The sequence below is a fragment of the Nocardia sp. 149-1B genome, from assembly GCF_057747975.1.
The window spans coordinates 155760-181476 of sequence record NZ_CM173233.1; the positions used below are offsets into that span (position 1 = coordinate 155760).

Annotated in this window: 26 protein-coding genes and 1 tRNA gene; 5 read left to right on the forward strand and 22 right to left on the reverse strand. The window is 72.9% G+C overall.

Features of this window, described 5'->3' with window-relative positions; genetic code table 11:
- Positions 1-48: 48 nt before the first annotated feature.
- Positions 49-1092, forward strand: a complete 1044-nt coding sequence (locus AC3ANS_RS00710; protein ID WP_488294264.1) for a LacI family DNA-binding transcriptional regulator — start codon at positions 49-51, stop codon at positions 1090-1092.
- 103 nt (positions 1093-1195) lie between these two features.
- Here the strand turns inward: AC3ANS_RS00710 and AC3ANS_RS00715 are convergent, their stop codons facing one another.
- The 5 genes from AC3ANS_RS00715 to AC3ANS_RS00735 form a co-directional block, all read right to left on the reverse strand.
- Positions 1196-1372 carry a GntR family transcriptional regulator gene (locus AC3ANS_RS00715; RefSeq protein WP_488296571.1) on the reverse strand — a complete coding sequence of 59 codons (177 nt, stop codon included), beginning with the start codon at positions 1370-1372 and terminating at the stop codon, positions 1196-1198.
- 16 nt (positions 1373-1388) lie between these two features.
- On the reverse strand, positions 1389-2330 hold the full coding sequence (locus AC3ANS_RS00720) for an oxidoreductase (RefSeq protein ID WP_488294265.1): 942 nt from the start codon (positions 2328-2330) through the stop codon (positions 1389-1391).
- Positions 2327-3166 carry a maleylpyruvate isomerase N-terminal domain-containing protein gene (locus AC3ANS_RS00725; protein ID WP_488294266.1) on the reverse strand — a complete coding sequence of 280 codons (840 nt, stop codon included), beginning with the start codon at positions 3164-3166 and terminating at the stop codon, positions 2327-2329. The genes AC3ANS_RS00720 and AC3ANS_RS00725 overlap by 4 nt, the downstream gene beginning before the upstream one ends.
- A gap of 28 nt (positions 3167-3194) precedes the next feature.
- Positions 3195-4832: a SpoIIE family protein phosphatase gene (locus tag AC3ANS_RS00730; RefSeq protein ID WP_488294267.1), complete on the reverse strand. Its 1638-nt coding sequence runs from the start codon at positions 4830-4832 to the stop codon at positions 3195-3197.
- A gap of 97 nt (positions 4833-4929) precedes the next feature.
- Positions 4930-5532, reverse strand: a complete 603-nt coding sequence (locus AC3ANS_RS00735) for a LysE/ArgO family amino acid transporter (protein ID WP_488294268.1) — start codon at positions 5530-5532, stop codon at positions 4930-4932.
- A 69-nt stretch (positions 5533-5601) separates the two neighbouring features.
- Between AC3ANS_RS00735 and AC3ANS_RS00740 the strand changes: the two genes are divergently transcribed.
- Positions 5602-6483, forward strand: a complete 882-nt coding sequence (locus tag AC3ANS_RS00740; RefSeq protein ID WP_488294269.1) for a LysR family transcriptional regulator ArgP — start codon at positions 5602-5604, stop codon at positions 6481-6483.
- On the opposite strand, the gene AC3ANS_RS00745 is transcribed toward AC3ANS_RS00740, so the two are convergent.
- The 10 genes from AC3ANS_RS00745 to AC3ANS_RS00790 form a co-directional block, all read right to left on the reverse strand.
- Positions 6470-8089, reverse strand: a complete 1620-nt coding sequence (locus AC3ANS_RS00745; RefSeq protein WP_488296572.1) for a CocE/NonD family hydrolase — start codon at positions 8087-8089, stop codon at positions 6470-6472. The genes AC3ANS_RS00740 and AC3ANS_RS00745 overlap by 14 nt on opposite strands.
- Positions 8090-8158: 69 nt before the next feature.
- On the reverse strand, positions 8159-10012 hold the full coding sequence (locus AC3ANS_RS00750; protein ID WP_488294270.1) for an acyl-CoA dehydrogenase: 1854 nt from the start codon (positions 10010-10012) through the stop codon (positions 8159-8161).
- A gap of 308 nt (positions 10013-10320) precedes the next feature.
- A complete protein-coding gene (locus AC3ANS_RS00755) occupies positions 10321-10515 on the reverse strand; it encodes a ferredoxin (protein WP_488294271.1) in 195 nt (64 codons plus the stop codon).
- Complete coding sequence (locus AC3ANS_RS00760; protein ID WP_488294272.1) at positions 10512-11771, reverse strand: NADH-ubiquinone oxidoreductase-F iron-sulfur binding region domain-containing protein; 1260 nt, start codon at positions 11769-11771, stop codon at positions 10512-10514. The genes AC3ANS_RS00755 and AC3ANS_RS00760 overlap by 4 nt, the downstream gene beginning before the upstream one ends.
- A complete protein-coding gene (locus tag AC3ANS_RS00765; protein WP_488294273.1) occupies positions 11768-12373 on the reverse strand; it encodes a hypothetical protein in 606 nt (201 codons plus the stop codon). Before AC3ANS_RS00765 ends, AC3ANS_RS00760 begins: the two co-directional genes overlap by 4 nt.
- Positions 12370-13287 (reverse strand): FAD:protein FMN transferase, encoded by a 918-nt coding sequence (locus AC3ANS_RS00770; protein ID WP_488294274.1) that lies wholly within the window; start codon positions 13285-13287, stop codon positions 12370-12372. The genes AC3ANS_RS00765 and AC3ANS_RS00770 overlap by 4 nt, the downstream gene beginning before the upstream one ends.
- Positions 13284-13559: a hypothetical protein gene (locus AC3ANS_RS00775; protein ID WP_488294275.1), complete on the reverse strand. Its 276-nt coding sequence runs from the start codon at positions 13557-13559 to the stop codon at positions 13284-13286. Before AC3ANS_RS00775 ends, AC3ANS_RS00770 begins: the two co-directional genes overlap by 4 nt.
- A 99-nt stretch (positions 13560-13658) precedes the next feature.
- A complete protein-coding gene (locus AC3ANS_RS00780; RefSeq protein ID WP_488294276.1) occupies positions 13659-15008 on the reverse strand; it encodes a sensor histidine kinase in 1350 nt (449 codons plus the stop codon).
- 18 nt (positions 15009-15026) lie between these two features.
- Positions 15027-15716 carry a response regulator transcription factor gene (locus tag AC3ANS_RS00785; protein WP_488294277.1) on the reverse strand — a complete coding sequence of 230 codons (690 nt, stop codon included), beginning with the start codon at positions 15714-15716 and terminating at the stop codon, positions 15027-15029.
- A 20-nt stretch (positions 15717-15736) separates the two neighbouring features.
- Positions 15737-16258, reverse strand: a complete 522-nt coding sequence (locus AC3ANS_RS00790) for a DUF2231 domain-containing protein (RefSeq protein WP_488294278.1) — start codon at positions 16256-16258, stop codon at positions 15737-15739.
- 236 nt (positions 16259-16494) lie between these two features.
- Between AC3ANS_RS00790 and AC3ANS_RS00795 the strand changes: the two genes are divergently transcribed.
- Both AC3ANS_RS00795 and AC3ANS_RS00800 read left to right on the forward strand, forming a co-directional pair.
- On the forward strand, positions 16495-16710 hold the full coding sequence (locus AC3ANS_RS00795) for a hypothetical protein (protein ID WP_488294279.1): 216 nt from the start codon (positions 16495-16497) through the stop codon (positions 16708-16710).
- Between the two features lie 73 nt (positions 16711-16783).
- Positions 16784-17242, forward strand: a complete 459-nt coding sequence (locus AC3ANS_RS00800; RefSeq protein WP_488294280.1) for an RrF2 family transcriptional regulator — start codon at positions 16784-16786, stop codon at positions 17240-17242.
- 5 nt (positions 17243-17247) lie between these two features.
- On the opposite strand, the gene AC3ANS_RS00805 is transcribed toward AC3ANS_RS00800, so the two are convergent.
- Positions 17248-18375 (reverse strand): hypothetical protein, encoded by a 1128-nt coding sequence (locus tag AC3ANS_RS00805; RefSeq protein ID WP_488294281.1) that lies wholly within the window; start codon positions 18373-18375, stop codon positions 17248-17250.
- A gap of 95 nt (positions 18376-18470) precedes the next feature.
- Here AC3ANS_RS00805 and AC3ANS_RS00810 point away from each other — a divergent pair, with 95 nt between their 5' ends.
- On the forward strand, positions 18471-18923 hold the full coding sequence (locus AC3ANS_RS00810; RefSeq protein ID WP_488294282.1) for a nuclear transport factor 2 family protein: 453 nt from the start codon (positions 18471-18473) through the stop codon (positions 18921-18923).
- Positions 18924-18953: 30 nt separating this feature from the next.
- Here AC3ANS_RS00810 and AC3ANS_RS00815 read toward each other — a convergent pair whose 3' ends face one another.
- From AC3ANS_RS00815 to AC3ANS_RS00840, 6 genes are all read right to left on the reverse strand, one after another.
- Positions 18954-19604 (reverse strand): DUF2461 domain-containing protein, encoded by a 651-nt coding sequence (locus tag AC3ANS_RS00815; protein WP_488294283.1) that lies wholly within the window; start codon positions 19602-19604, stop codon positions 18954-18956.
- Between the two features lie 163 nt (positions 19605-19767).
- Positions 19768-20952 carry a hypothetical protein gene (locus AC3ANS_RS00820; RefSeq protein ID WP_488294284.1) on the reverse strand — a complete coding sequence of 395 codons (1185 nt, stop codon included), beginning with the start codon at positions 20950-20952 and terminating at the stop codon, positions 19768-19770.
- Positions 20952-22283 (reverse strand): C39 family peptidase, encoded by a 1332-nt coding sequence (locus tag AC3ANS_RS00825; protein WP_488294285.1) that lies wholly within the window; start codon positions 22281-22283, stop codon positions 20952-20954. Before AC3ANS_RS00825 ends, AC3ANS_RS00820 begins: the two co-directional genes overlap by 1 nt.
- A gap of 111 nt (positions 22284-22394) precedes the next feature.
- Entirely contained in the window at positions 22395-24350 is a 1956-nt protein-coding gene (locus AC3ANS_RS00830) for a methyl-accepting chemotaxis protein (protein WP_488294286.1), read from the reverse strand.
- A 437-nt stretch (positions 24351-24787) separates the two neighbouring features.
- Positions 24788-24863: transfer RNA gene (locus AC3ANS_RS00835), tRNA-Gly, on the reverse strand.
- Between the two features lie 33 nt (positions 24864-24896).
- Positions 24897-25658 (reverse strand): SGNH/GDSL hydrolase family protein, encoded by a 762-nt coding sequence (locus AC3ANS_RS00840; RefSeq protein WP_488294287.1) that lies wholly within the window; start codon positions 25656-25658, stop codon positions 24897-24899.
- Positions 25659-25717 lie beyond the last annotated feature (59 nt).

Sequence of the window (25717 nt, forward strand, 5' to 3'; positions counted from 1 at the left end):
CCCGCGTCCGCGGGCGAGGAAGGCCCGGGAATCGCCACCGTTGCCGACGTGGCGGCCGCCGCCGGCGTCTCGGTCGCGACCGCCGCGCGCGCTCTGGGGAACTACGGGTCGGTCAAGCCCGCGACCCGGGAGCGCGTGCTGGCCGCAGCCGAGCGTCTCGGCTACCGCGCCAACACCCTCGCGCGGAGCATGATCACCGGCACCACCCGCACGATCGGCGTCGTCCTCTCCGACATCGAGAACCCGTTCTTCTCCCAGGCGCTGCGTGGGATCTCCGACGTCGCGCACCGACACGGTCACGAGGTGGTGGTCGTCAACACGGACGAGCGGATCGAGATGGAGCGAGACGCCGTCCGAGTGCTGCTGGAGAGGCGCGTGGACGGGCTCGTCGTCTCCCCGAGCGACGGAGACAGCACCCACCTGAGGCGCGCGGTGGCCGGCGGCACTCCGGTCGTGCTCCTCGACCGTCGGGTGCACGGTCTGGCCGCCGACACCGTCGGGATCGACAACCGGGCGGCCGCACGGGACGCGACGGCGCGGCTGTTGGCGCTCGGCCACCGGAGGATCGCACTGATCACGGGAGCCGACCGGTCACTGGCTGACCAGCTGGTGCAGCGTGACGTCCGGGAGGTGGCTCGGTCGACCCGGGGGACCACGGGTCCGCGGACCGCGGGCTACCGCGATGCCCTGGCCGAGGCCGGCGTCTCCGTCGACCCCCGCTATGTCAGTGCCGACGGCCTCCGGCGCGACGACGCCGCCCGGGCGACCAGGCGCCTCCTCGCACTGCCGGAACCGCCGACGGCGATCATCGCGCTCGACAGCCTGTTGTCGCTCGGCGTGCTGCGAGCGTTCGCGGACCTCGGCACGTCCTGCCCGGACGACATCTCACTCGTCGGGTTCGACGACGCGGACTGGGCCGAGGCTGTCTCTCCTCCGCTCACCGTGGTCTCCCAGCCTGTCTCGCGGATCGGTGCCGTCGCCGGCGAGCTCCTGCTGGCGCGGATCGCGGGCACCCTGGACGCTCCGGTGCACCGCAAGCTGGCGACGACGTACGTCGAGCGAGCCTCGACGGCGCCGCCGCCGGGTCAGTAGGCGACGCGCTTGTAGTAGCGACGCGTGGTCAGCGGGTGGCTCCGGAGCACCTCGAGGTGTGCGCTGACCCGCTCCAGCAGGGTGGCGAGGACCACGGGACTGATCAGGGTGCGCAGCCGCGGCGAGACGCCGGGCAGCGCACGCCCTTCCCCCGCTCAACACGCACGACCCCGCTCTCTTCGAGCAGGCGCAGCGCCTCACGCACGGTGCTGCGCGAGACGCCGAACAGCGCGGCGACAATGCGCGCGTAGAGAGGCGCTGTCAGGGGACGCTGGACCAGTGCGCCCCGTCCCCGGTCACGGGTAGTGAATGCTCGTGACCTCCTGGCTCAGCTCCCAGAGTCGTCGCTGCGCGGTCTCGTCGTACGACAGCTTGTTGCTGGTGGTGACGTGCGGCGCGCCGCCCCACTCGGCGAGCCCGCTGGGTCCGCAGTAGGTGCCGCTCGGCAGGTCGGCGGTCGCGGCCATGAGCGTCGGCCACGCGCCCTGGTCGGCGCTGTTGGGCGAGACGACCTTGATCGCCGCGTCGAGGATCGTCGCCCGGCCGCCTCGGGCGCGGCCGTACTGCCCGTTCGCGGCCAGGTGCGTGGCCGCGAACCCGGGGTGCGCCGCGAGCGCGCGCACCGGCACCCCGGCTCGACGTGCGCGCCGGTCCAGCTCGTAGATGAACAGCAGGTTGGCCAGCTTGGACTGCCCGTAGACCGGCCACCGCCGGTAGCGGCCGTGCTGCGTGCGTGGGTCGTCGAGCGGCGCGCTGCGCGCGACCCGGTGCATCTGGGACGAGACCGCGACGACCGTCCCCGCGCCACTGGCCACCAGCTGCGGCAGTAGCAGCCCCGTCAGCAGGAACGGCCCGAAGTGGTTGGTGGCCAGCTGGAGCTCGAGGCCGTCGGCCGTGCGGTGGTACGGCGTCCCCATCACGCCGGCATTGTTGACGAGCACGTCGATCGGGCCGAGGGCCGCCGCCTCGGCTGCGGCACGCCGCACCGAGGAGAGGTCGGAGAGGTCGACGAGGAGGGTCTCGAGGGATGCGCCTGGGACCTCGGTCGCGATGGCCGTGCGGGTCTCCGCCAGCCGCTCCTCGGTGCGGCCGGCGAGCACGACCCGGGCGCCGTGCCGGGCCAGCTCGAGCGCGGTGAACTGCCCCAGGCCGCCGACCGTGGTGCCGGTGACGAGCGCCGTCCGCCCGCTCTGGTCGGGGATGTCGGCCGGCGACCACGCGCCCTCACGGGTCGTCACGGTGTCGTCGCCATCTCGTCGAGGATGCGGACGGCGAGATCGGTGTCGCCCTCGACGCTCACCGTGCCGGGCTCGGGCTCGCACCGCCCGCCGGCGACCCGGATGAACGCCTCACGGTCCATGCGCAGCAGCACGTCCGGGTGGTCCGGGAGACCGGGGAGCCGCTCGCCGCGCCCCGTGTCGTTGACGGTGAAGGCGTACGGCGTGCTGCCCTCCAGCTCGAGCACGACGGTCGTGCCCGCGGGTGCGCCCACCCGCTTGGCCAGCACGTAGCCGAGGCTCTCGGCGAGATACTCCGCCGTGTGCCGCGCGGCGGTGGAGTCCATGCCGCCGGGGCGGTCGACCGCCCGGCGTACATCCTGCTCGTGCATCCACACGTCGAGCGGACGGTTGCGCAGCAGCGTTCGCCAGTCCCAGCCGACCCCGCCGAAGATCGGATCCGGCTTGCCGGACGGGTCGGTCGGCGGGTCGGCGAGCAGCCGGGTGTGCCGGGCCGTCGCCGCGGACCGGATCTCGTTGATGATCTCGTCGGGGCCGGCGTCGCGGCGGGTGACGACCCCGATCTCGGTGTACATCCCCATCAGGCCGGTCACGTGGACGGGTTCGCCGATGTCGGCCGACTCCTCCGGGGCGCCGGAGAGGATCGACTCGAGGTGGGCGACGTGGGAGGCGACGGCCTTGACGTCCCAGCCCGGCAGGTCGGTCGGGGTGGCCCACTCTGCCTCCTCGAGCTCCTCGAGGAGGTCGCTGAAGTCGTTGATCGCCTGCCACCAGACGTCGACGTACCCGCGGAGCAGGTCCTGGTCGGGCACGGGTCCTGTCGCGGGGGCCGTCATGCCCCAGCACCCTAGTAGGCGCGGACGGTCACGGCACCGGCTGGGCGTGGAACCGTACGCCGAGCACGGCGACGTCGTCGTCGAGCCGGTCGGGCACGAGGTCGGCGAGCACCGCGTCCACGAACTCGGACATCGGGAGCTCGTGGTGGGTGGAGGCGGCCGCGCAGAGGCGCTCGATCCCCTCGGTGATGTCCTCGCGGCGGCGCTCGACCAGGCCGTCGGTGTAGAGCAGCAGCACCGACCCCGACTCGATCGTCGACCGGTTGTCGGTGCGCTCGGTCGTCGGCAGCACCCCGAGCATCAGGTCGGCCGAGCCGAGCTCGAGCAGCCGGGTCGCGCCGTCCGGACCGATGACGAGCGGCGGCGGGTGGCCCGCGTTCGTCCAGCGCAGGGTGCGCTCCCCGCGCGTGCGCTGCTCCCCGCTCTGCTCGATGCACGCGTAGACGAGGCTCGCCATGCCGTCCACGGCGAGGTCCGCCATGGCCTGGTCGAGGCGGGCGACGTTGCGCGACGGGGCGTCGTCGACCGCCCAGGCGATCGCGCGCAGCATGTTGCGCAGCTGGCCCATGATCGCGGCGGCCTCGATGTCGTGCCCCACCACGTCGCCGACCATGAGGCTGGTGGCGCCCGACGGCATCACCACCGCGTCGTACCAGTCGCCGCCGACCTGGTCGCGTGCGGCCGCGGGCCGGTACCTCGCCGCGATCTCGAGGCTGTCGGGCTGAGGCAGGCGGGGGAGCAGCGAGCTCTGCAGGGTGACCAGCGCGTCGAGGCGCTCCTGGAGCAGCAGCGCGCGCTGCGCGGCCTGGGCGGTGTACGACGCGAGCGCGTCGATCGTGAGCCGATCCTGCTCGGACAGGTCGCGGGCCTCGTCCCAGACCAGCGCGAGCGCGCCGAGCGCCCGGCCCCGGCTGATGAGCGGCACGAACGAGCGGGCCTCGCCGACCTGGCGGGTGGTGTCGAGGTGGGGGTACTCGCGGTTCTGCGAGTCCCGGTCGCGGTAGTGCAGGTGTCCCGTGCGGGTGATCGCGCGCCCCAGAGGGTTGGCGTCGTCGAGCGTGAGCAGCGCGTTGCGCAGCGCGGACTCCCAGTAGCTCGTCGGTGACGTCACGAACCGCAGTTGCTCCTGGGGCGGGCCACCGCGTGTCGGGGTGTCGTCGCTGCGGACCCACATCCCGGCCCGCGAGCACCCCAGCTGTGCCAGCGCGGTCTTCTCGATCGCCGACGCGACGTCGGCCATCGTCCGGGTCGCGGACAGGCCCTCGCTCAGCGCGAGCAGCACGCGGCTGCGGTGCGCGAGGTCGGCTTCGACCGCCCGCATCGTGCGCTCGGAGAGCTCCGTGGAGCAGGCGGCCGCGAGGTCCTCGAGCAGCTCGAGGTCGCCGGGGCTCCACGCCCGCGGCTCCCGGTCGACCGCGCACAGCACGCCGACCACGTCGCCGGTGTGGTCGGTCAACGGCCAGTGTGCGTAGGCGATCGCGCGCAGGCCGGTGACCACGGAGTCCTCGCGCAGGACGGGGTCGTCGCGCACGTCGGCGACCGCGACCGGGTGCGGGTCGGGCCTGGTGAAGGTGACGAGCGCGACGGGTACGCCGAGGGCCCGGCGGACCACGCGGGCGTACCGGTCGAACGAGGGGTCGGCGCCTACAGCGCCGGCTGACTCCATGGTGTTCGGGTTCTCCTCCCGGTGCCCCGCGCGCACGGTATCGCGGGGTGTGCCCGCTCTGCTCACCCTTCGGGGCATCGACTCCGCGCCGCGTGAGTCAGCTCAGCGCGAGCGTGAGGGCGATCGCGAGCATGGTCACCCCGATGAGGACGTCGAGCACCTGCCAGGCGCGCGGGCTCGACAGCAGCGGACCGGCCCGCCGCGCGCCGTACCCGAGCCCGGTGAACCAGGTCGCGCTGGCCGCGCAGGCGCCGACCGCGAACCACCACCGGCCCGACGGCCCGTGGTGGTTGGCGATCGAGCCGAGCAGCAGCACGGTGTCGAGGTAGACGTGGGGGTTGAGCCAGGTCAGGGCCAGTGCGCGTACGGCGACGCCGCGCACGCCCGCCGAACCCCGGTCGGCCGCACGGAGGGCATCGGAGCGCCGGGCCCGGAGCAGCGAGCCGACGCCGTACCAGGTCAGGAACGCGACGCCGAGCCAGCGCACCACGTCCAGCGCCCACGGCGCGTTCTCGACGATGGTGCCGATCCCACTGACGCCGGCGCTGATCAGCACCACGTCGGACAGCGCACAGATCGCGACCACGACCCCGATGTGCTCGCGCGCGAGACCCTGCCGCAGCACGTAGGCGTTCTGCGCGCCGATCGCCACGATCAGCGACAGGCCGGTGGCGAAGCCGGCGAGGGAGGAGTCGAGCACCTCTCCACGCTAGGCGGACGGCGTGATGAAGACCAACGAAAGATTCTGCACAACCATTAGCATTGCTTCATGGAGCTCGGACCGCCCCAGCTGGCAGCGCTCGTCGCGATCGCCGACCACGGCACGTTCGAGGCCGCTGCCCGGCACCTGCACATCACGCCGTCGGCGGTGAGCCAGCGGATCCGCGCGCTCGAGTCCGAGGTCGGCCAGGTCGTCGTGCAACGCACCACCCCGTGCCGGCCGACCGCCGCCGGGCAGGTGCTGCTCCGGCTGGCCCGCCAGTCCCAGCTGCTGCTCGACGAGGTGAGCGACGCGCTCGCGCACGGTCACCGCTCCACGATCGAGCTGCCGGTCGCGGTCAACGCGGACTCGCTCGCCACCTGGTTCCGCGGGGTCGTCGGGGAGCTCGCCGGCTGGCCGGACGTCGCGCTGCGGTTGCACGTCGAGGACCAGGCCTTCTCCGCGGGGCTGCTGCGGGGCGGCGACGTGCTGGCCGCGGTGACCTCCGAGCCCGTGGCGGTGCAGGGGTGCTCGGTCGAGCGGTTGGGCCTGATGCGCTACGTCCCCGCGGCGACCCCGGCGTTCGTCGAGCGCTGGCGGCGCGGTCGCCGCGCCGACTGGGCGGCCATGCCGGTGGTGGTGTTCAACGAGAAGGACGCGCTCCAGCACGACGTCCTCGCCGCCCGAGGTGTCGAACCGCCGGCCGTGGCGCACCGGGTGCCGACGTCGGCGGACTTCCTCGAGGCGGTTCGCCTCGGCCTCGGCTGGGGGATGATCCCCGAGCCGCAGCTGCGACCCGACGTCCGGGCCGGCCGCCTGGCGCCGCTGCCTGGTCGCCTGCACGTCGACGTCGCCCTCCACTGGCAGCGCTGGCGGCTGGACTCACCGACGCTGGACCGGCTGAGCGACGTCGTACGCCGGGCTGCTCGGGGCGCGCTCAGAGCCGGATGACCCCCACCGTCAGGTGTGCGTCCTGGTCGGGGCCCCAGTGCACCGTGCAGGTCGTGCGTGGGCCGGGTGGGTACCAGCCGGGCGCCTGACCGGTCAGCGGGTTGCGCGGCCACAGCCAGCGCCCGGCGACGACGAGCCGCAGCTCGTCACCGGCGCGGAACCGGGTCGCGGACGGGCCGAGCTCGAGCTCCACCTCGCGCACGCCGGGGCGCGCCGGCACCCGGAGCCACCCGGTCGTCACCCGGTCGCGGCCGAAGCCGTAGGAGCCTTCGAACGGCACGTAGTGTCCGTCGTGCCACTTCTCGACGCCCGCGAACAACGTCAGCTCGGCCGGCGACTCGAGGAACAGGCGCAGCGACATGGGACCGACCACCTCGAGGTCCTCGGGGACGGTCCACCCGACCCGGAGCCCGCTTCGCCGGGTGTCGAAGGTCAGGTGACCGGTCGTCCCGGCAGCCACCGGGGCGAGGCCGTCGGAGGTCAGGTGCAGCATCTCGGGGCGAGCATCGGCCGGAGGCCAGACCGCCTCGCTGCGCACGGCGACGGTGTCGCGGTCTTCGTGGACGGCGAGGCGCACGGGCGGCAGCGGTGCGCCCTCGGCGCCGGTCCCGTCGTCGGTGAGGTGACGAGCCAGGAACGCGAGCTGGTCGCGACGCGCCTCGTCGCTGTAGAACGTCGCCCACTTGCCGCCCCGGTGCGTCCACAGGTGCCGCTCGCTGGAGCCGAGCCGCTCGAAGCCGCGCACCGAGCCGCGGCTGTGCAGGTTGTTGTCGGAGAAGCTGCCGCACACGAGGGCCGGCACCTCGATGCGTTCGACGGCGGGCACCAGCGAGGCCCAGAACTCGTCGTACTCCGGCCGGGCCACGCTCTCGACGCCGAAGTCGTACGCCGTCCGCGCGCCGCGGAGTCCCGCCGACCACATCTTGAGGAAGCCGTCCTCGCGGACGCCGCCGGGGCGCAGCAGGTCACGGTAAGCGTCGGTGAACCCCTCCCACACCACGATCGCGGCCAGGCCCCGCGGCCGCAGCGCTGCGGCCTTCCACTGGGAGATCGCGAGGTAGGAGACGCCCATCATCGCCACCCGGCCGGTGCTCCACGGCTGGGCGGCGGCCCACTCGACGAGCGCGGCCACGTCCTCGCCCTCCTGGTCGGAGAGCAACGCGCCGACCCCGTCGGAGGTGCCGGTGCCGCGCAGGTCGCAGTTGACCATCACGTAGCCGTGCTCGGCGCACCACACGGGGTCGGGGGCCTCCCAGCTGGTCAGCTCGGAGAACCGGACCGGTCGTGGCTGGCGCAGCACCCGGTAGGGGCGGGGGATCTGCCATCCGCGGCGGCCGCGCTGAGGCAGGTTGTCCTTGCCGTACGGGTGGGCACACAGCACCACCGGGCGTGGCACGCCATCGGCGTTGCGGTGCACGTTGACGCGCAGGACCGTGCCGTCGCGCATCGTGACGGGGACGTCGCGGTCGACGACCAGCAGCCCCGGCGGCGCATCGGTGACGGTGACCGGAGGACGGAGCAGCCCGCGCACGCGGGAAGCGGCGTAGCGCAGCGCGCCGGGACGTCGCCAGGGGCGGTCGTGCTTCGGGGCGTTCGTGCTCACGATCGGGAGGCTAGCGCCGAAATGACGTCGACCCGCCCGAAATTTCCGGGCGGGTCGACGTCGATCACTCGATCAGAAGGCGGACTCGTCGAGGTCCATGACCGACAGGTCAGTCGCCTCGGCGATCGCACGCTCCGCGGTGAGGCGGGGCAGGTTGGTGCGGGCGAAGAACTGCGCCGCGGCGACCTTGCCCTCGTAGAACGCCTTGTCCTTGCCGGGGTCGCCACCGAGCTTCTCGAGCGCGATCTCCGCCTGGCGCAGCAGCAGCCAGCCGCACACGACGTCGCCGAGCGCCATCAGCAGGCGGGTGGTGTTCAGCCCGACCTTGTAGATGTTGCGGACCTCGTCCTGCGCCGACATCAGGTCGTTGATCATCAGCCCGACCATCGCCTGCGCGTCGTCGAGGGCGGTGGCGAGGAGCTCGCGCTCGTTCTTGAGACGCCCGTTGCCGGCGCCGCTCTCGATGAACTTCGAGATCTCCCCGGCCAGGTGGCCCAGGGCCGTGCCCTGGTCCTTGACGATCTTGCGGAAGAAGAAGTCCTGACCCTGGATCGCGGTGGTGCCCTCGTAGAGGGTGTCGATCTTGGCGTCGCGGACGTACTGCTCGATCGGGTACTCCTGCAGGAACCCGGAGCCGCCGAACGTCTGCAGCGACTCGGTGCCGAGCAGCACCCAGGAGCGCTCCGAGCCGTAGCCCTTGACGATCGGGAGCAGCAGGTCGTTGACCTTCTCGGCCAGCTCGTCGCGCTCGCCGTTGTGCTCGGCGACCATCACCTTGTCCTGCCAGGACGCGGTGTAGAGCACCAGCGCGCGCATGGCCTCCGCGAACGACTTCTGGGTCATCAGCGAACGCCGCACGTCGGGGTGGTGCGTGATCGTCACGCGGGGTGCGGTCTTGTCCGCGGACTGCGCGAGGTCGGCGCCCTGGACGCGCTCCTTGGCGAACTCCAGCGCGTTGAGGTAGCCGGTCGACAGCGTCGCGATGGCCTTGGTGCCGACCATCATCCGGGCGTTCTCGATGACCTGGAACATCTGCGCGATGCCGTTGTGGACCTCGCCGAGCAGGTAGCCGACGGCGGGCTCGCCGCCGCCCACGCCCGGGTCGCCGAACGTCAGCTCGCAGGTGTTGGAGACCTTGATGCCCATCTTGTGCTCGACGTTGGTGACGTAGGCGCCGTTGCGCGCGCCGATCTCGCCGGTCTCGAGGTCGAAGTGGTACTTCGGCACGATGAACAGGCTCAGGCCCTTGGTGCCCGGGCCGCCGGCGCCCTCGACTCCGACCGGGCGGGCCAGGACCATGTGGATGACCTGGTCGGTGGTGCCCTCGGCGGAGGTGATGAAGCGCTTGACGCCCTCGATGTTCCAGGTGCCGTCCTCGTTCAGCGTCGCCTTGGTGCGGCCCGCGCCCACGTCCGAGCCCGCGTCGGGCTCGGTGAGCACCATCGTGGTGTTCCAGCCGTGGTCGACGATCAACTGGGCGATCTGCCGGTCGCGCTCGTTGCCGTTGCGGTAGAGCACGCCGGCGAACATCGGGCCCGCGCCGTACATCCAGATCGCGGGGTTCGCACCCAGCACCAGCTCGCCCATCGCCCAGCAGATGCTGGAGGGGGCCGGCGTGCCGCCGAGCTCGGCGAACGTGGTGAGGCGCCAGTACTCGGCGTCCATCCAGGCCTGGTAGCTCTTGAGGAACGGCTCCGGGATCGGAGCGGTGTTCGTCGCCGGGTCGAAGACCGGCGGGTTGCGGTCGCTCTCGACGAACGACTCCGCGAGGTCCTCACGGGCCAGGCGGTCGACCTCGGCGAGGATCGCGCGGGCGGTCTCGGTGTCGACCTCGGCGAACGGCCCGGTCCCGAGGATCTGGTCGCGGCCGAGGACCTCGAAGAGGTTGAACTCGATGTCGCGCAGGTTGCTCTTGTAGTGGCTCATGGCCCACCTTCGGGATTGTGTACTCGTCAGTAACATCCATGATACGTACCCGCGTCTGGCGTGTCGACTTCGTCGCCACGCCGGCCGCGGATGCGACTTGAGGAGATGTCCCGACGGTGTGGTTGCGGTCGCCGTGTCAGCAGGTCTGCGGAGGGTCGAGTCGGCGCGTCTGCACGGCTGAGGGGGCCGAGTCGGCGCGTCTGCACGGCTGAGGGGGCCGAGTCGGCGCGTCTGCACGGCTGAGGGGGCCGAGTCGGCGCGTCTGCACGGCTGAGGGGGCCGAGTCGGCGCGTCTGCACGGCCTGCGGTCAGGTCCGCTCCAGCCGCAGGGCGAGGGCGGGGCAGGCGGAGACGGCCCTGCGGGCGTGCCGCAGGTCGCCCGGCGCCACCTCCGGTCGGCGCACGATCGGGAAGCCGTCGCCGTCGTTGTCGATGTTCTCGGGCAGCAGCAGCCCGCACATCGCGTGGCCGTCGCAGCGGGTCCAGTCCACCTCGATCCTCATCGGGTACCCCTGCCCGTCCGGGGCGGGTCGTCGAGGGGGAGGACGCCGGCGTACGGGCGCCCGCAGCTGCCGTGCCGGCGGTGGGCGGCCAGCTCGTCGGTGAGCACGTCCAGCGCGCTGGACACGAAGGCGGCGGTGCCGTCGGGGTGGGCGCACGCGCCGCGGCGAGCCAGCCCGAGCAGCCGGGCCTCCACCGCGGGTGCGGCGCGGCCGCGCAACAGCTCGGTCACGTCGTGAGCCACGGCGGCGGTGCCGTAGAGGCACGGGCCGCACTGACCTGCCGACTGAGCCGCCAGCCACCGGGTCACCGCGACCACCTCGCTCAGCGCGCAGCCACCGCGGGGCAACCGGGCGACCACCCCGGCGTTCAGCGGCAGCCCGGCTGTCCTCATCCCCGGCCGCTCGACGCGCAGGCCGGTGACGTCCTGGACCCAACGGCCGTGGTAGCCGCCGAGCAGCACCGGTCCGCCCTCTCCGGGCATCAGCGCCTCCATCGGCAGGTCGGTGGGCACCTCGACCACGCCCTGCACGCGGGTGTCGCCGAGCAGCGTCAGCAGCGTGGTCCCGGGCTCGTCGCGCCCGCCGACGGCACCGAACTCGGTGGGGCCGAGCGACACCAGGAGCGCGATCTGCGCGAACGTCTCCACGTTGCTGGCGAACGTCGGTGCGCCGTGCAACCCCGACTCCGAGGGCAGGGTGCGCCGGCTCGGGGGCACGGCCGGGCCGCCGTCCAGGCCACGCAGTACCGCCCGGATCTCGCCGGAGACAAACCGGGCCGGCTGCCGGCGTACCTCCACCCGCTCGCGCAGCGGCTCGTGGCGGGCCCGTTCGGCGAGCGCGGTGCGCAGGGAGTCGTCGGCCGCCTCGTCGTGAACCGCGATCGTCACGTGCGTGGTGCGCAGCGCGCGGGCGACGGCCAGGGCGCCGTCGAGCACCAGGTGCGGCGTCAGCGTCATCAGCGTCCGGTCCTTGCGGCTGGCGGGCTCGCTCTCGGAACCGTTGACCACGACCTGGGTGTGCCGCCCGGTGGGTACGGCGAGCAGCTTGGTGGCGACCGGGAACGCCGCTCCGCCCCGCCCGAGGAGCCGGACGGCTGCGGCGTCGGCGCCCAGCTCCTCGAGCGTGCGGTGGCGCGCGGGTCCGTGCACGCGTCGGTGGGTGGTCAGGTCGGCGCGGACCCCGGTGGTGACGCCGCCGAGCAGCCGGGCGCTGCCGAACGCGGTCGGCGGGGCCACGGGGACGCGGACGGCGCTCATGCTCGCCTCACCGCCGCCGCGATCTCGTGCCGCGCGGTCGCGAGCGGGGTCTCGAGGTGCCGCTCCTCCGCAGCGAGCCGGGTCCACAGGGCGGTGACGACCGCGACGGCGGACACGCCGTACAACGTCCAGGCCCACCAGGTGCGCGAGTCGGTGCCGGCCCACAGGCCGTGCCCGAGGCTCAACGGCCAGACGGCGTAGGCGAGCGCGTGCACGGGGCGCCACCAGCGCACGGCCCGTGGCGAGGAGGTCAGCCGGCCGCGGAGGGCCCCGACCAGTGCGGCGATCACGAGGCAGTACGCCGCGAGCGTGCCGAACCCGACCGCCGTGCCGCGGTACCCGGCCGTGAACGGCACCAGGGCGCCCGGCACCGAGATCGCGACGTGGCTGTCGATCACGAGCAGGACGGCGTGCAGGGCCAGCAGTGCGAGCGTCACGACCGCGGCGGAGCGGTGGGCGAGCTGCATGAGCAACCGCGACTCGCGCTGCTCGACCCGGCCCCCGGCCGATGCGCCGGAGGTCCAGGCGCCCAGGCAGATCGCCAGGGTCGCGCCGGCCAGCGCCGTGAAGCCGGCCGCGCGCGCGAGGAACCACAGCGTCATGCGGCGCCCACCTCCTCGGGCCACGAGCCGACGCGGTGGACCGACCCGTCGCGCCCGACGAGGCGGGCGTCGGTGCCGGCCAGCGCCAACCGGGCGGCCGCGGCGTCCCCCCAGACCAGGGCGGCGGTGCTGAACGTGTTGGCCTCGACCGCGGACGGTGCCCACACCGTGGCGGTGCGGACCGAGCCGTCGGTGGGCCGGCCGGTTGCGGGGTCGACGACGTGGTGGGCCGGGCCGCTCGCCGAACGCCAGCGGCGGACGGTCGTCGAGGACGTGGCGACGCCACCGTGGGTGAGCCCGATCATCGCCCCCGCGGCGGCCTCGGACTCCGCGACGCGCACGCGCCAGGGCTCGGTGGCCGCGCCGGCCACGGCCAGGTCGCCGCCGATCTCGACGAGCACCGGCCGGTGGTGCCGCGCGGACACCCGGCGGGCTGCCTCGTCGGCGGTCCAGGCCTTCGCGGTCGCACCCAGGTCCAGGCGCAGGCCGCGCGCGACGCCGATCCGGCCGAGGTCGCGGTCGACCACGACCCGGCTCCAGTCGCCGGCCGGGACAGCGGGCGCCGCCCCTGCGACACGTTCGCGGACCGCGGCGAAGTCGTCGTCGTAGCCCAGCGCCACCAGCTGGGCGCCGACCGTCGGGTCGACCGCACCGTCGGTACGTCGGGCCGCGTCCAGCGCGACCTCGACCAGCGTGAGCGCCAGCGGGCCGACGGGCACCAGCCGCGGCGCGGCGTCGTTGACCCGCTCGAGCTCGGAGTCGTGGTTGAACCTGCTCACCGCGGCGGCGACCTCGGTCATCAGCGCCCGGACGGTTGCGACGGCCTCGTCGAGCGCGGGCTCCGAGACCGGCTCGTCCTGGCCGACGACGACCCGGACCGTGCACGACCAGTCCCGCCAGGTGCGCGTGCTCATGACGCGTTCGACCCACCCTGCGACTGGCCGGCCGGGGCCTGCGTGACGCCGGTGCTGCCGGTGTTGCTGCTGGTGCTCCGGTGCGCGCCGGTCCGGTGCGAGGTCGTTGCACCGTTGTTGGTCGAACCGTTGGTGGTCGAGCCGCTGGCGACGTTCGTGGCGTTCGCGGCGACCGCTGCCAGCCCGGCGGTGCCGGCGACGGCGGTGACCACGATGCCCGCGGTGGCGTAGCGAGCGCGGCGGAGGAGCTGGCGGCGGGGGTTCTCGGTCATGTCCCTACGGTGTCCCTTCCTTGCTCAGGCCTGCCGGAACGGCCGCTCAAATCGAGGTCAAATCCACCTGGGTCGTTCATGTGGGGTGGTCCCGGGTGGTCAGGGGCGGCCGAGGAGCATGCGCACGACCGTCCAGTCGTTGTCGCGGTGCAGCTCGAGCCGGCCACCGCTCGCCTCCGCGCAGGAGCGGGCGATGTCGAGGCCGAGCCCGGTGGAGCCGCGGTCGCTGCGGCCGCGGCGTACGGCGTCAGGGGGGAGCCCGGGCCCGCGGTCGCGGACGTCGAGGCGCACCAGGTCGCCCTCCTCGGCGAGGACCACCTCCACGGGGGTGCCGTCCGGGGTGTGGGCAATGCAGTTCTCGAGCAGCGCGTCGAGTGCGGCCCGCAGGTCGTCGTGGGCGCAGCGCACCCCGACCGGGCCAGGCGCGAGGCGCGTCGACAGGGTGCGCCCCTGGTCCTCGGTGAGCGGCCGCCAGAAGTCGACTCTCTCGTCCACGACGGCCGCGGCGTCCGCGCGCGGCCGGACGCCTTCGCGCTCGGGCCGGCGGGCGGCGTGGATCACCGCGGTCAGGGTCCGCTCCAGGTGGTCGAGGTGGGCCTCGAGCTCCTGCGTGCGTTCGGACGGCGGGAGCCCCTCGACGTCGAGCCGCACGGCGGTCAGCGGGGTGCGGAGCCGGTGGGAGAGGTCGGCCGCGGTCTCGCGCTCGGCGGCGAGCAGGTCGTCGATGCGGCCCGCGAGGCGGTTGAGGGCGTCCGCGACCCGGCGTACCTCCGACGGTCCCTCGTGGGGCGCCCGCGCGGTGAGGTCGCCCTCGCCGAGCCGGTCGGCGGCCGCCGCCGTGCTCGCGAGGTGCCGCACCAGTCGCCGGGAGACGACCTCCGCCGCCGCGGCGGCGAGCGCCAGCAGCCCGACGGCCGCCGCCGCGAGCAGCATCAGCTTGTCGCCCATCAGGGACCGCGCATCCGCGCCCGAGGCGTACGCCGCCACGAGCACCTGCCCGTCCCTGGTGCCCGCATGGACGCTGACGAGCTGGCCGCCGCCCACTTCGTGGATCTCCGCATCCGACACCGGCATCAGCCGGTTGTCGGCGTCGTCGTCGCTCCTCTCGCCGCCTTCGCCCTTACGCCCCGCTTCGGCTGCGTGCTCGGCGTACTCGCCCGCCTCGCCGGGGAGCGTCGCTCCGAGCATCGTGCCGTCGGGCAGCAGCACGGTGACCGGGGTGGCGTCCTCGCGGGTGTTGACCCGCTCGACGTACGCCTTGAGCAGATCGGTGTCGGTGGGGCCGGTGCTGACGTAGTCGGCGACGCTGCGAGCGATGTCGGCCGCGCTCTCGCGGCTCTCCTCGGTCGCGGTGCGCTGGAGGAGGAGCACGAGGGGGATCGCGAACAGCACCAGCACGGTCGCCGTGGCGCCGACCGCGAGGGCCAGGATCCGCGCGCGCAGGCTCATCGGGGGCTCACGGTGCGCTCAGGAGGTGCCGGGGTCGACGAGCTTGACGCCGACGCCGCGGACGCTGACCAGGTAGCGCGGCTCGGCCGCGGTCTCCCCGAGCTTGCGCCGCAGCCAGGACAGGTGCACGTCGACCGTGCGGTCGGCGCCGCCCCAGGGCATCTGCCAGACCTCGGCGAGCAGCTGGCGCTTGGTGACGACCTCGCCCGGCCGGGAGGCCAGCGCGAACAGCAGGTCGAACTCCTTGCGGTTCAAGGTCAGCTCGGCGCCGTCGAGCGTGGCGGTGCGCGAGACGGGGTCGACCACCAGCCCGCCGACCACGACCCGCGGATCCTCGCGCTCCGTCGGGCTCGCCCGGCGCAGTACGGCGCGGACGCGCGCCATCACCTGGGCGGCCGAGAAAGGTTTGATCAGGTAGTCGTCGGCGCCCGCGTCGAGGAGCCGGACGATCTCCCGCTCGTCGTCGCGCGCGGTGGCGACGACGACCGGGAGATCGCTGCTGGCTCGGATCAGGGCGAGCACGTCCGCTCCGTCGAGGTCGGGGAGCCCGAGGTCGAGGATCACCGCGTCCGGCCGCTCGGTGCTCACGGCCTTGATGGCCTCGACCGCGGTGGCTACCGGAATGACCGTGGCACCCTGCTCGCCGAGGCCCCGCGACAGCGTGCGCCGGATCTCGGGGTCGTCCTCGACCAGCAGGAGGCGGACCATGCCGGTCACACTACTGCTGGTCAGCCGCTCGCCGAGCCGGTGTCGGACCAGGCGGCCTTCGCGCCGCTGTGCCCGATCCTGGCGACCTGGACGCCGGTGCCGACCGCGGCCAGCAGGGCGAGGACGCCGACCACGACGGTGATGGTGCGCATCCGGTCCGCGGTGCCGGCGGAGCCGGCGCGGGTGGGCGTGGAGACGTCGCCGTCAGCGGTGGTCGCCGCGCGCCGGCCGAGCCACCAGTAGGCGGCCGTGAACACGAACAGCGCGATGGTCAGCGGCAGCAGCTGGTCGCCGAGCTCGGCATGCTTCTCGACCAGTGAGCTCTCGCCGACCTGCTTCTCGAGGTTCTCGCCGCTCGCGGTCGAGAGCGGGGTGAGGATCAGGCCGACCAGGGCGAGGCCCATCGGCAGCGGACCGGCCCAGGCCCGCAGGCGTGGGGAGATCACGATCGCGATCACCAGCAGTGCCGAGAGCGGGACCAGGACAGCGGTGGCGTGGACGATGAGGGGGTGCAGGGGCAGGCCGAAGATGTCGGACGGCATCGGGTTCTTCCTCTCTCGCGATCGACGTCGGGCCGATCGGCCTGACTGACTATCACGGTGATGGACTCAGCCGATCCCCAACGTCCGCTCAAATCCAGATCAAAAAGTCCCGTCCGGACCAGGATCTTCGGTGGTGGGCGGGCGAGGTTGACAGCGAGGAGGTCGGGATCGACTGGCAGGTCGCCGGGGCCCTGCTGGCGGGCGGCGCCGTCGCGGCACCGGCGGCCGCGCTGCTGGTGCGGGTGCTGCCCGCGCGGGTGCTCGGCGTCTCTGCCGGCGGCCTGATCGTGCTGACCAACCTGCAGACCCTCGGCGACGTCGTCGGCGCCTCCGGGATGACGGTCGCACTGCTCGCGTCGGTGGTGTTCACGCTCTGGGTGCTGTGGGTCTCCTGGGCGGTCAAGCTCGAGCAGGCCGCCCGCGGCACGGGCGGGGTCAGCGTGGTCGCGTGAGGCTGCGTGACGCCGGTCGCCGTACCCCCCAAGGTCGAGTGAACAAGTCGACACATCTGACACACTGGGACTCATGCGAGTCTCCGCCAAGTCCGACTACGCCCTGCGTGCGCTGATCGAGATGGCCTCGCGCGCGGACGGCCGCGCCGTGAGCGCCGAGGAGCTCGGGCGACTTCAGGAGATCCCGCACGGCTTCCTCCAGGCGATCCTGGCGGACCTGCGCCGGGCCGGCATCGTGATGTCGCAGCGCGGCCAGTCCGGTGGGTGGCGGATGGGCCGGGCTGCTGCTGACGTCTCGGTCGCCGACGTCATCCGGGCCGTCGACGGCCCCCTGGTCTCGGTCTACGGGCTACGCCCCGAGGCCGTCAGCTACAACGAGACCGCCGACGTGCTCCAGCACGTGTGGATCGCCGCGCGCCACTCGCTGCGCGATGTGTTCGAGCAGGTCTCGATCCAGCAGCTCGCCGACGGGATCCTCCCCGACGCGGTCACGTCCCGCACGGCCGACGAGGACGCCTGGCAGCCGCACTAGCCGCATCAGGAGGTCTGTGCCAGCCGCTGCTTGAGCTTCTTGCGCTTGCGCTCCAGCTTCGCGTTGCGCTGCTCGAGGGCCTGGTTGTGCTCGCGCAGCCGAGCGACCTCGACGAGGACGTTGGCGAGCGCGTCCGTCGCGGAGGTCAGCCGCTCCTCGGCCGGGACCTCGTCGGGCAGGACCACGTCCGGGTCGGGTCGGGTCGGCAGCAGCGCGGCGGTGTCGCCGTGCACGTCGTACCCACCATCGGCGAGCCCCTTGCGCCACCGCTCGCCGATCAGCAGCAGCTCGTCGTACAGATCGGTGGGCACGCCGGTGATGCCGGCGACGCTGTCGGCATCCGTCGGCACCCCCTCGGACAGATAGCGGCGTACGACGGCGCGGTGGGTCCGGGCCGGCAGCCGGCCGTCGACCGCACGGTTGACGTTGCGCAGCACCGCGATGCCGGCCGCGTCCGGACGGGTCGGCCGGTCGCCGGCCAGCGGGAGCATCCGGGCGTCGAAGCCGACGATGTCGCCGATGGCCGCCCAGACCGCGTCGTACGGATCCACCACGTCCGGCTGCACCACCACCACGTGCACCCGGTGCGGCTTGCGGACGGCGCCGCTCCACCGCTCGAGCACGTCGCCGAGCTCCTGGCCGGCCCAGAAGCTCTGTGCCTGCTCGTGCTCACGCGTGGGATCCATGACGCGCTTGCAGAACCGCGCGAACGACACCGACCGTCCGGCCTCGACCGAGGCGGCCCAGGCGGCGAGCAGCTGGATGCCGAGATCGCGGGCCGTGACGATCACGTGCACCTCGAAGCCGGCCAGACCGTCGAGCAGGAGGTCGATCTGCGGCGGGGTGCAGGCGGCCAGCAGCTCCTGGCTGAAGATCAGGTCGTGGCGGCCCTTGTGGGCGCGGCGGCAGATCGCGGCCCAGGCGCCCTCGACCTCGGCGCGCTCGTAGCCCCAGGTCCGGTGGTCGCGGCGGACCTCGATCGCCGCGCGGAACATCTCCTCCGCGGAGATCGCGGGGTGCCGCACGCCGAGCGCGTCCAGGGCGTCGGCGTGCTCGGCGAGGGCGGAGTCGAGGAAGGCGCCCCCGGTGCGGGGCAGTCCGATGTGCAGGTAGGCCCTGCGCTTGCGTGCCATGGCAGCACGGTGACAGTCCCGCCCGGCGGGTCGATGAACGTCGGGTGACCGCTCAGGGCTAGAACGTGTTCCAGTTCGACGTCTAGGATGCCCGCGTGATCACCTCCGACGCCATCACGTGGAACGCACCGGATGACGACCACCCCGCGCGCCGGGCGTCCCAGCGCTCCTACTCCGCCGTTGCGAAGGGCGACCTCGAGGAGTGGCTGACGGTGTACGCCGAGGACGCCGTCCTCGAGGACCCCGTCGGTCCGTCGATGTTCGACCCCGAGGGCAAGGGCCACCGCGGCCACGAGGGCATCACGGCGTTCTGGCACCAGGCGATCGCGCCGATCGCGCGGTTCGAGTTCGAGATCAACGACTCCTTCGCCAACCCGGGCAGCAACACCTGCGCGAACATCGGGCGGATCACCACGTCGTTCGCCGACGGCAGCCACACGACCACCGACCTGATCATGGTGTACGTCGTCGACGACGCCGGGCGGGTCGCCTCGATGAAGGCCTACTGGGAGCCCGAGCGCACGATGGCGAGCTTCACCTCGGCCTGACCCGCGGCGGTGCCGGTGGCCGGCGGCCGCTCAGGTGGAGCAGTGCTCGGCGATCCACTCCACGAGCGGTCGCAGGGTGCGCCAGTCGTCGCGGACCAGCTCGAGCACCTCGGGGGTGTGGATCACCGGCTCGAAGCCCAGCGAGTGCCCGGCGACCAGCGACTTGTGCCGCAACAGCTCGATGCGCGGGTGGTCGGCGTCGTACCCGCGCGGTGTGGTCTTGAGCCGGTCGCCGCTGACCTCGAACCCGCGCTTCTCCAGTGCCCGCAGGGTCTTGCCGAGCGCCGGACCGAACCGGTCGTGGGCGACCGCGGCGCGGAACGCGGCGAGGCGAGGGCCGCTCGCCTCGTAGAACCCGGCCCCGGTCCGCACACCGCGGGGCGAGAGCTCGACGTACCAGCCCGTCGCCTCGCCCACCCTCACGAAGGCGCCCTGGTGGGTCTTGTACGGTGTCTTGTCCTTGGCGAACCGGACGTCGCGGTAGGGCCGGAAGATCTTCGCGGCCCCGAACTCCGGCTCGAGCGCAGCGCACAGCGCGGTCATCGGCGCCTTGACTGAGTCGGCGTACACCGCCTTGTGCTTCTCCCAGAACGACTTGGTGTTGTCGACCTCGAGGTCGTCGTAGAAGTCGAGCGCGGCGACCGGGAAGCCGGAGAAGGCCGGAGGCTGGGAGGCGGTCACGCACCGAGGGTAACCAGGCCCGACGCGACGAGATGACGCCGCCCGCTGCTGCGCCGCCACCTCGTCCCGTGCGTCGGATCCCCACATTCCGACAAGGGTCCAACGCAGCGGGCGCCGGTATGTGACGGGTCCGGTCCGGATTTCTCTCCGCGGGTCGGTCTCGTCAGTCGAGGAGCGCGCTGACCTGCTCGTCGCGGTCCTCGGCCATGGCCGTCACCGTGATCGCGTCGCCGCCGCAGCGCGGCTCGCTGAGGAACGCCCGGCCGCCGGGGGACTGGTAGACCACCGTGAGACCGGCGTCGGCCGTCCACCGCATCAGTGCGGCGGGGTCGCCCTCACGCTGTGGGTCTCGCACGAAGTACGCCGCCCCGGCACACCAGGTGAGGCTGCCGGAGGTGCCGGGCCCGAGGTCGTAGTACTGGTCGCCGGCTCTGGCGTAGAAGTGCGCATTGTCGATCTGGGTCTCCTTCGGGACCAACGACCACACCGCGCCGCCGTCGGTCAGCAGCCCGTCCCAGCCGTGGCAGTCGGGCACGTCCGCGAGCGGGGTTGCCTGGTCGCCCGCGACGGACACGACCGTGCGGCACGATGCCCGCGTGTGGCTCGAGAGGTCGAAGGTGAGCAAGGAGGTCCCGGCGGGGGTGATCCGCGCGTCGTTGAAGCCGTGCCGGTCTGGAGCGCACCAGCCCAGCGTCGAGGTGCGCGTGGCCAGGTCGACGGACGCCAGGCAGTAGGCCCCGTCGGGGCTGACGGTCGCGTGCAGGAGCTTCCCCTCGCCGAGGGCCCAGGTGCCGCCGGTGGTGGTGGGAACGTCGGAGCGCCCATCGAGGCGGAACGTCTTCCCGGTCGCCAGCTCGGTGACCTCGGCCACCATGGGCCGCTGCTCGGCCTTGTCCTGGAGCACCACCACGGCCCAGTCGTGGTCGATGAGGGTGTCGCTGACCTTGGTAGCCGAACCGCCGCCGGACCCCGAGCCGCTGCTCGAGCCCGGCCCCTCCAGCGAGTAGCCGCGGCCGTTGCCGGTGATCGCCAGCGTCCAGCCGCCGCTGCGGGTCGCCACGTCGCGGACCGACCCGGGCACCGGCCGCCAGTCGAGGAGGTCGGTGCTCGGTGCCAGCGCCGCCGGCTTGTCGGCCGTGCCCCCGGATGGCGCCGCAGAGGTGGGTGCGTCGCTGGTGGTTGCCGGGGTCTGCGGTGTGGGGGACGTGCTGTCCGAGGGCGTCCCGGTCGGCGTCGTGCCGGACTGGGCGGCCGGCTCGGTCGGGTCGTCGCTGCCCCCGCACGCCCCGAGAGCTCCGAGCGCGAGAGTCAGCACCGCCGCGGGGACGACGTACCGGATCGGGTGCATCAGACGCCGAGGTTGTGGGCGTAGTGGGTCTCGTTGGCGCGGTAGCTCTTGTAGGCGTCACGCCACTGGACCCGCGCGATGTAGGGCTCCGAGGGGTCGAAGCGCTGCTGGTTCCACGGCTCGAAGTAGCCGATCTGGTCCGGCTTGGCGCCGCGCTTCGCATAGCCGCGACCGACCTGGAAGTGACCGGAGGCGTCGTCGTCGAGGTAGGGGTAGAACTGCTTGAGCAGGATCGGGTGCAGCACCACGGGCGCCTTGTAGTCGGCGATGTGACGCATCATCAGCAGCATCCACTTCGAGAAGTCGTACTTCCCGATGTCGAGCACGACGTACGGCCCGGCGTGGTCCGCGCCGTCCCAGCCGGTGCTCTCGTTGACCACGCGGACCATGTCGTAGACCGAGGTGCCGCTGGTGGTCGTGTGGAGCCGACGGGCCCAGTGCGCCTGCGACTGCGGGTGCTTGCGCCACCCCCAGGCGATCATCTGCATCGTCGTCGGGCCGCACCAGTAGGTCTGGGTCTGCTCGGCGACCTGCTTGGGGTCGAGGATCGCGACGCGGCTGGGGTAGTCCGCCATCGTCTTCACGCTGGGCGTGGTCGGCGTCGCCGTGGGGGTGGGTGTCGCCGACGGCTTGGTGGTGGGCTTGATGGTGGGCTTGGTGGTCGGTGTCGCGGTCGGCTTGGTCGTCGGTGTCGCGGTGGTGGTTGGCTTGGCGGCGGCCGGTACGGCGGCGCGCGCCTCCGGGTGGTCCGCCAGGAAGCCGGCCGGCAGCGGCACGCCCTCGATGTCGTGGCGCAGCAGCCACACCTTGGCCACCGACCGGGCGGCCATGGTCAGCTCGGCGCGGTCGGCCGCGGCGCGGGCCGCGGGGCTCATCCGGGCGCGCTGCTCGAGCGCGGCCGCGGGGCTCAGGTCGCCCGTCGTACGCACCTGTCCGGCCGGACGGGCGGCGGCGACTCGCGCCGATCGCGCCATCCGGGCGCGGACCTCGGCCTCGGTGTCCTCGGTCCACCCGGTGCCCAAGCAGTAGCGCTGCCCCTCGAGGTCGGCGCAGCGCACGGCTGTGGTGGCCAGCTGCTCAGGGGTCGCCTTGCCCGAGACGCGGGCCGCGATGCGGCCCTCCGCGACGACGCGGTCGATCTCCGCCTGCATCGCGGGAGTGACCCGGGACCACCCGGCGGTGGCGGCCGGCCGGAGCGCCCCGAGCGCACCGGCCTTGCCGTCTCCGGAGGGCAGGATCGCGCCCTCGTTCCCGCCTCGGGGGATGAACGGGGTGAGCGCGAGCAGCACGAGAAGTGCGAGCAGGACGACCAGCAGGGGGCGGCGGGACATGGAACGACCTCGAGACGGTGGGGAAGGACCGGCCGTCCCACTGTCACCTCTGGCCACAGCAAGCGTCAAGTTGCCCAATGGTCACAGTGGCCGGGTCGCGGCGGCCTCCGGTCAGTAGCGGAAGTCGTGGATCAGGATCTGCATCTGGGCGGCCATCCGGCTCAGGTCGCTCGCCGCGGCGCTGATGTCGTTGATCCCGTGGCTCTCCGCCTCCGCTCCGGCGGCGACGCCGGCCGCCTCCTGGGCGATGGCCTGGGTGCCGCTCGCGGCGCTGGTGGCGTGGTCGCTGATCGCGATCGTGGTGGCCGACTGCTCCTCGACCGCAGCGGCGATGAGTGCCTGACTGGAGTCGATCCGAGCGACGATCTCGGTGATCTCCTCGATCGCCGAGACGGCGACCGCCGTGTCGGAGTGCAGGTCCTGGACTCGCCGGCTGATGTCCTCGGTGGCGGCCGCGGTCTCACGCGCCAGCTCCTTGACCTCGCCGGCGACGACGGCGAACCCCTTGCCGGAGTCGCCGGCACGCGCAGCCTCGATGGTGGCGTTGAGGGCGAGGAGGTTCGTCTGCTCGGCGATGGCGGTGACGGTTTTGACGACGTCTTGGATCTGCTGGCTGGAGCTCCCCAGGCGGGCGACGCTGTCGTTGGCGCGGGCGGCCACCGAGGCCGCCGTGGTCGCCACGGTCGCTGCCTCGGCGGCGCTGCGCGCGATCTCCTGGATCGCGCTGTTCATCTCGTCCGCGGCGGCGGCGACGTTGTGCACGTTGTCCGAGACGCGGTCGGCCGAGGTGCTGACCGTCTGGGCCTGCGAGGTCGCGGCGTCTGCCGACCCGCGCAGGTTGCCACTGACCTGGTCGAGCTCGGTGGCGGCAGCGGCGAGAGACTCAGAGGTGTCGCCGATGTGCCGCATCGTCGTGCGCAGTGCGCTGAGCGCCTTGTCCAGGGCGCGGTCCATGCCGGCGATCTCGTCGCGGTTGTGGTCCGGGACGTCGAGACGCTGGTCCAGGTCGCCCTCGGCGAGCCGACCCAGGACGGCCGCGGTGGCCCGGAGGGGCCGGGTGATGCTGCGGATGATCGCCATGGCGAGCAGGCTGGTCAAGACGATGGCGCCGATGGTGATGGCGATGGTCCTGATCAGGCTGGCGCGCGCCTCGTCCCTGATGTCCACGGCGTGGCTCCGGATGCGGGCGACGAAGTCGGTGTCCAGGCTGTGCAAGGCGTCGATCTTGTCGGTCGCCGCCTGGAACCAGGCCGCGGAGTCCTGGCCGAAGTGGCCCCGGGTGTGTGCCAGTGCGGTGGTCTCGAGGTCGGCGACCTTCTGGAAGGCCGGCTCGGTGGTGGCGCGCTGGTAGGCGGCCCGTGTGGTGGCGTCGGCGAGTCCCAGGAACGTCGAGATGTAGGCCTCCCGCGCCGCGACCAGACTGCTGACCAGGACGAGCTGCCCCGGCTGGTAGGTGTCGGTCGTGAAGGCGTTGGCGAGCTGCGCTCGACCGATCCCTGCCTGCTCCTTGGCGTTGAGCAGCGCAACGAGCGCGGAGAGGTCGCGTGCCTGGTCGGCGTCGGGGGTGGCGTCGACGACGGGCTGCAGGGCGGCGAGGAGGCTGGCCACCGCGGCGGTGTAGTAGCTCAGGAGCTCGGCAGGCTCGGTCTGCAGCTGGTCGACCCGGGCGCGGACGTCCTCACGCTGGGCGAGCTGCTGCACGCCCGAGTCCACGGACGAGAGCACGGTCTTGGGCAGCTGAGCGCGGTGCTGATCGAGGAAGCTGTCCAGTGCGGCGAGCGAGGAGTCGACCTCGCCGCGGTACTGCTGCAGCTCTGCGCCGAAGCGCTCACCCTGCGAGCTGACGTAGACGCTGGTGGCGCCGCGTTCGCGTTGGACGCTGTGCACGAGATCGCTCGTCGATCCGGTGAGATCGACCAGGACGACCAGCCGGTCGGCGGCTGACCGGGCCGCCGCCCGGTCCAGGACGATCCCCGAGGTGAGGTAGCCGAGGACCAGGAGTGGAACGAGGGCGAGGATGGCGAGCCGTTGGCCGATCCGAAGCCCGTTGAGGCGGGTGACGTGCATGTGGGGTCCCTCGTCGGTGGGGTGGGTGTGACCTTCTATCGGTCGGGGCCCCCATGGGACCGGAGGGGCGAAGGTCCCAGATCCGACGACACAGGTCCCCGGCTGCAGCAGGCCGCGAGACTCGAGCTCGCGACATCGACGTTCGGTGCAGTGTCGCGCTCGTGAGTGCGACCGGTGGCTGCTGGTGCGACCTGGTGGCAGCTCGTGGGGAGGGTCGAGCCGGCATGAAGTGCTCACCCCGGTGCGAACACGCGCCGACTCGACGCTGTTGGGTGGGCAGATGCGCCGACTCGGCGGTCTACGGGTGGGCAGATGCGCCGACTCGGCGGTCTACGGGCGAGCAGATGCGCCGACTCGGCGGTCTCCGGGCGAGCAGATGCGCCGACTCGGCGGTCTACGGGCGAGCAGATGCGCCGACTCGGCGGTCGTGGAGAGTGTGGAGCGGATGACGAGACTCGAACTCGCGACATCGACCTTGGGAAGGTCGCGCTCTACCAACTGAGCTACATCCGCATGACTCCGGCCTCCGCCGGCGTCGCGGAGATACTAGTCGATGGCGGCGAGGGTGGGTCGCTTCGGGGTGACCAGGTCGCCGGAGGAGCGACCGGTGAGGCGCCGGTGCACCCAGGGCCCGAGGAACTCCCGGGTCCAGCGCGCGTTCTCGACCAGTCGCTCGCGGCGGTCGAGCACCGGGATCGGGGCGATCGCCGGCGGGGTCAGGTCGTGGACGACGCCGAGAGCGTCGAGCACCTTGGTCGCCATGTAGGCGTGGCCGGCGGAGTTGAGGTGCATCCGGTCGGTGTCCATCACCGCCGGCAGCTCCACGTCGCGCATCCGCCACTGGTCGACCAGTGCGGCGTCGTGCCGGTCGGCGATCTCGCGGACCCACTCGTTGAACACCGCGAACCGGCCGCGCATGGCGGCGAAGACCCCGGTGGTGCCGGGGTCGAAGAGCGTGAAGATCACGACGCGGGCGCCGCTGGCGGTGAGCTTCCCGACGGCGGCGTCGTACCGGTTGGCGAGCGCGTCGACGTCGACCCGCGGCCGGAGCACGTCGTTGCCGCCGCCGTGGATCGTGACCAGGTCGGGACCCAGCGCCAGGCCGGCGTCGAGCTGCTCGTCGAGGATCGCGGGGAGCTTGCGGCCGCGGATGGCGAGGTTGGCGTAGCGGAAGTCCGGCTCGAGCGTCGCGAGGTGCTCGGCGACCCGGTCGGCCCAGCCGCGCAGCCCGTTGGGGCGGTCGGGGTCGGGATCGCCGACGCCTTCGGTGAACGAGTCGCCGAGGGCGACGTACCGGTGGAAGCTCACCCGCCCATTCTCGCCGCGGTCCTATCGGCCCCCGACGGCGGGTGGGGCCGGTAGGTTGA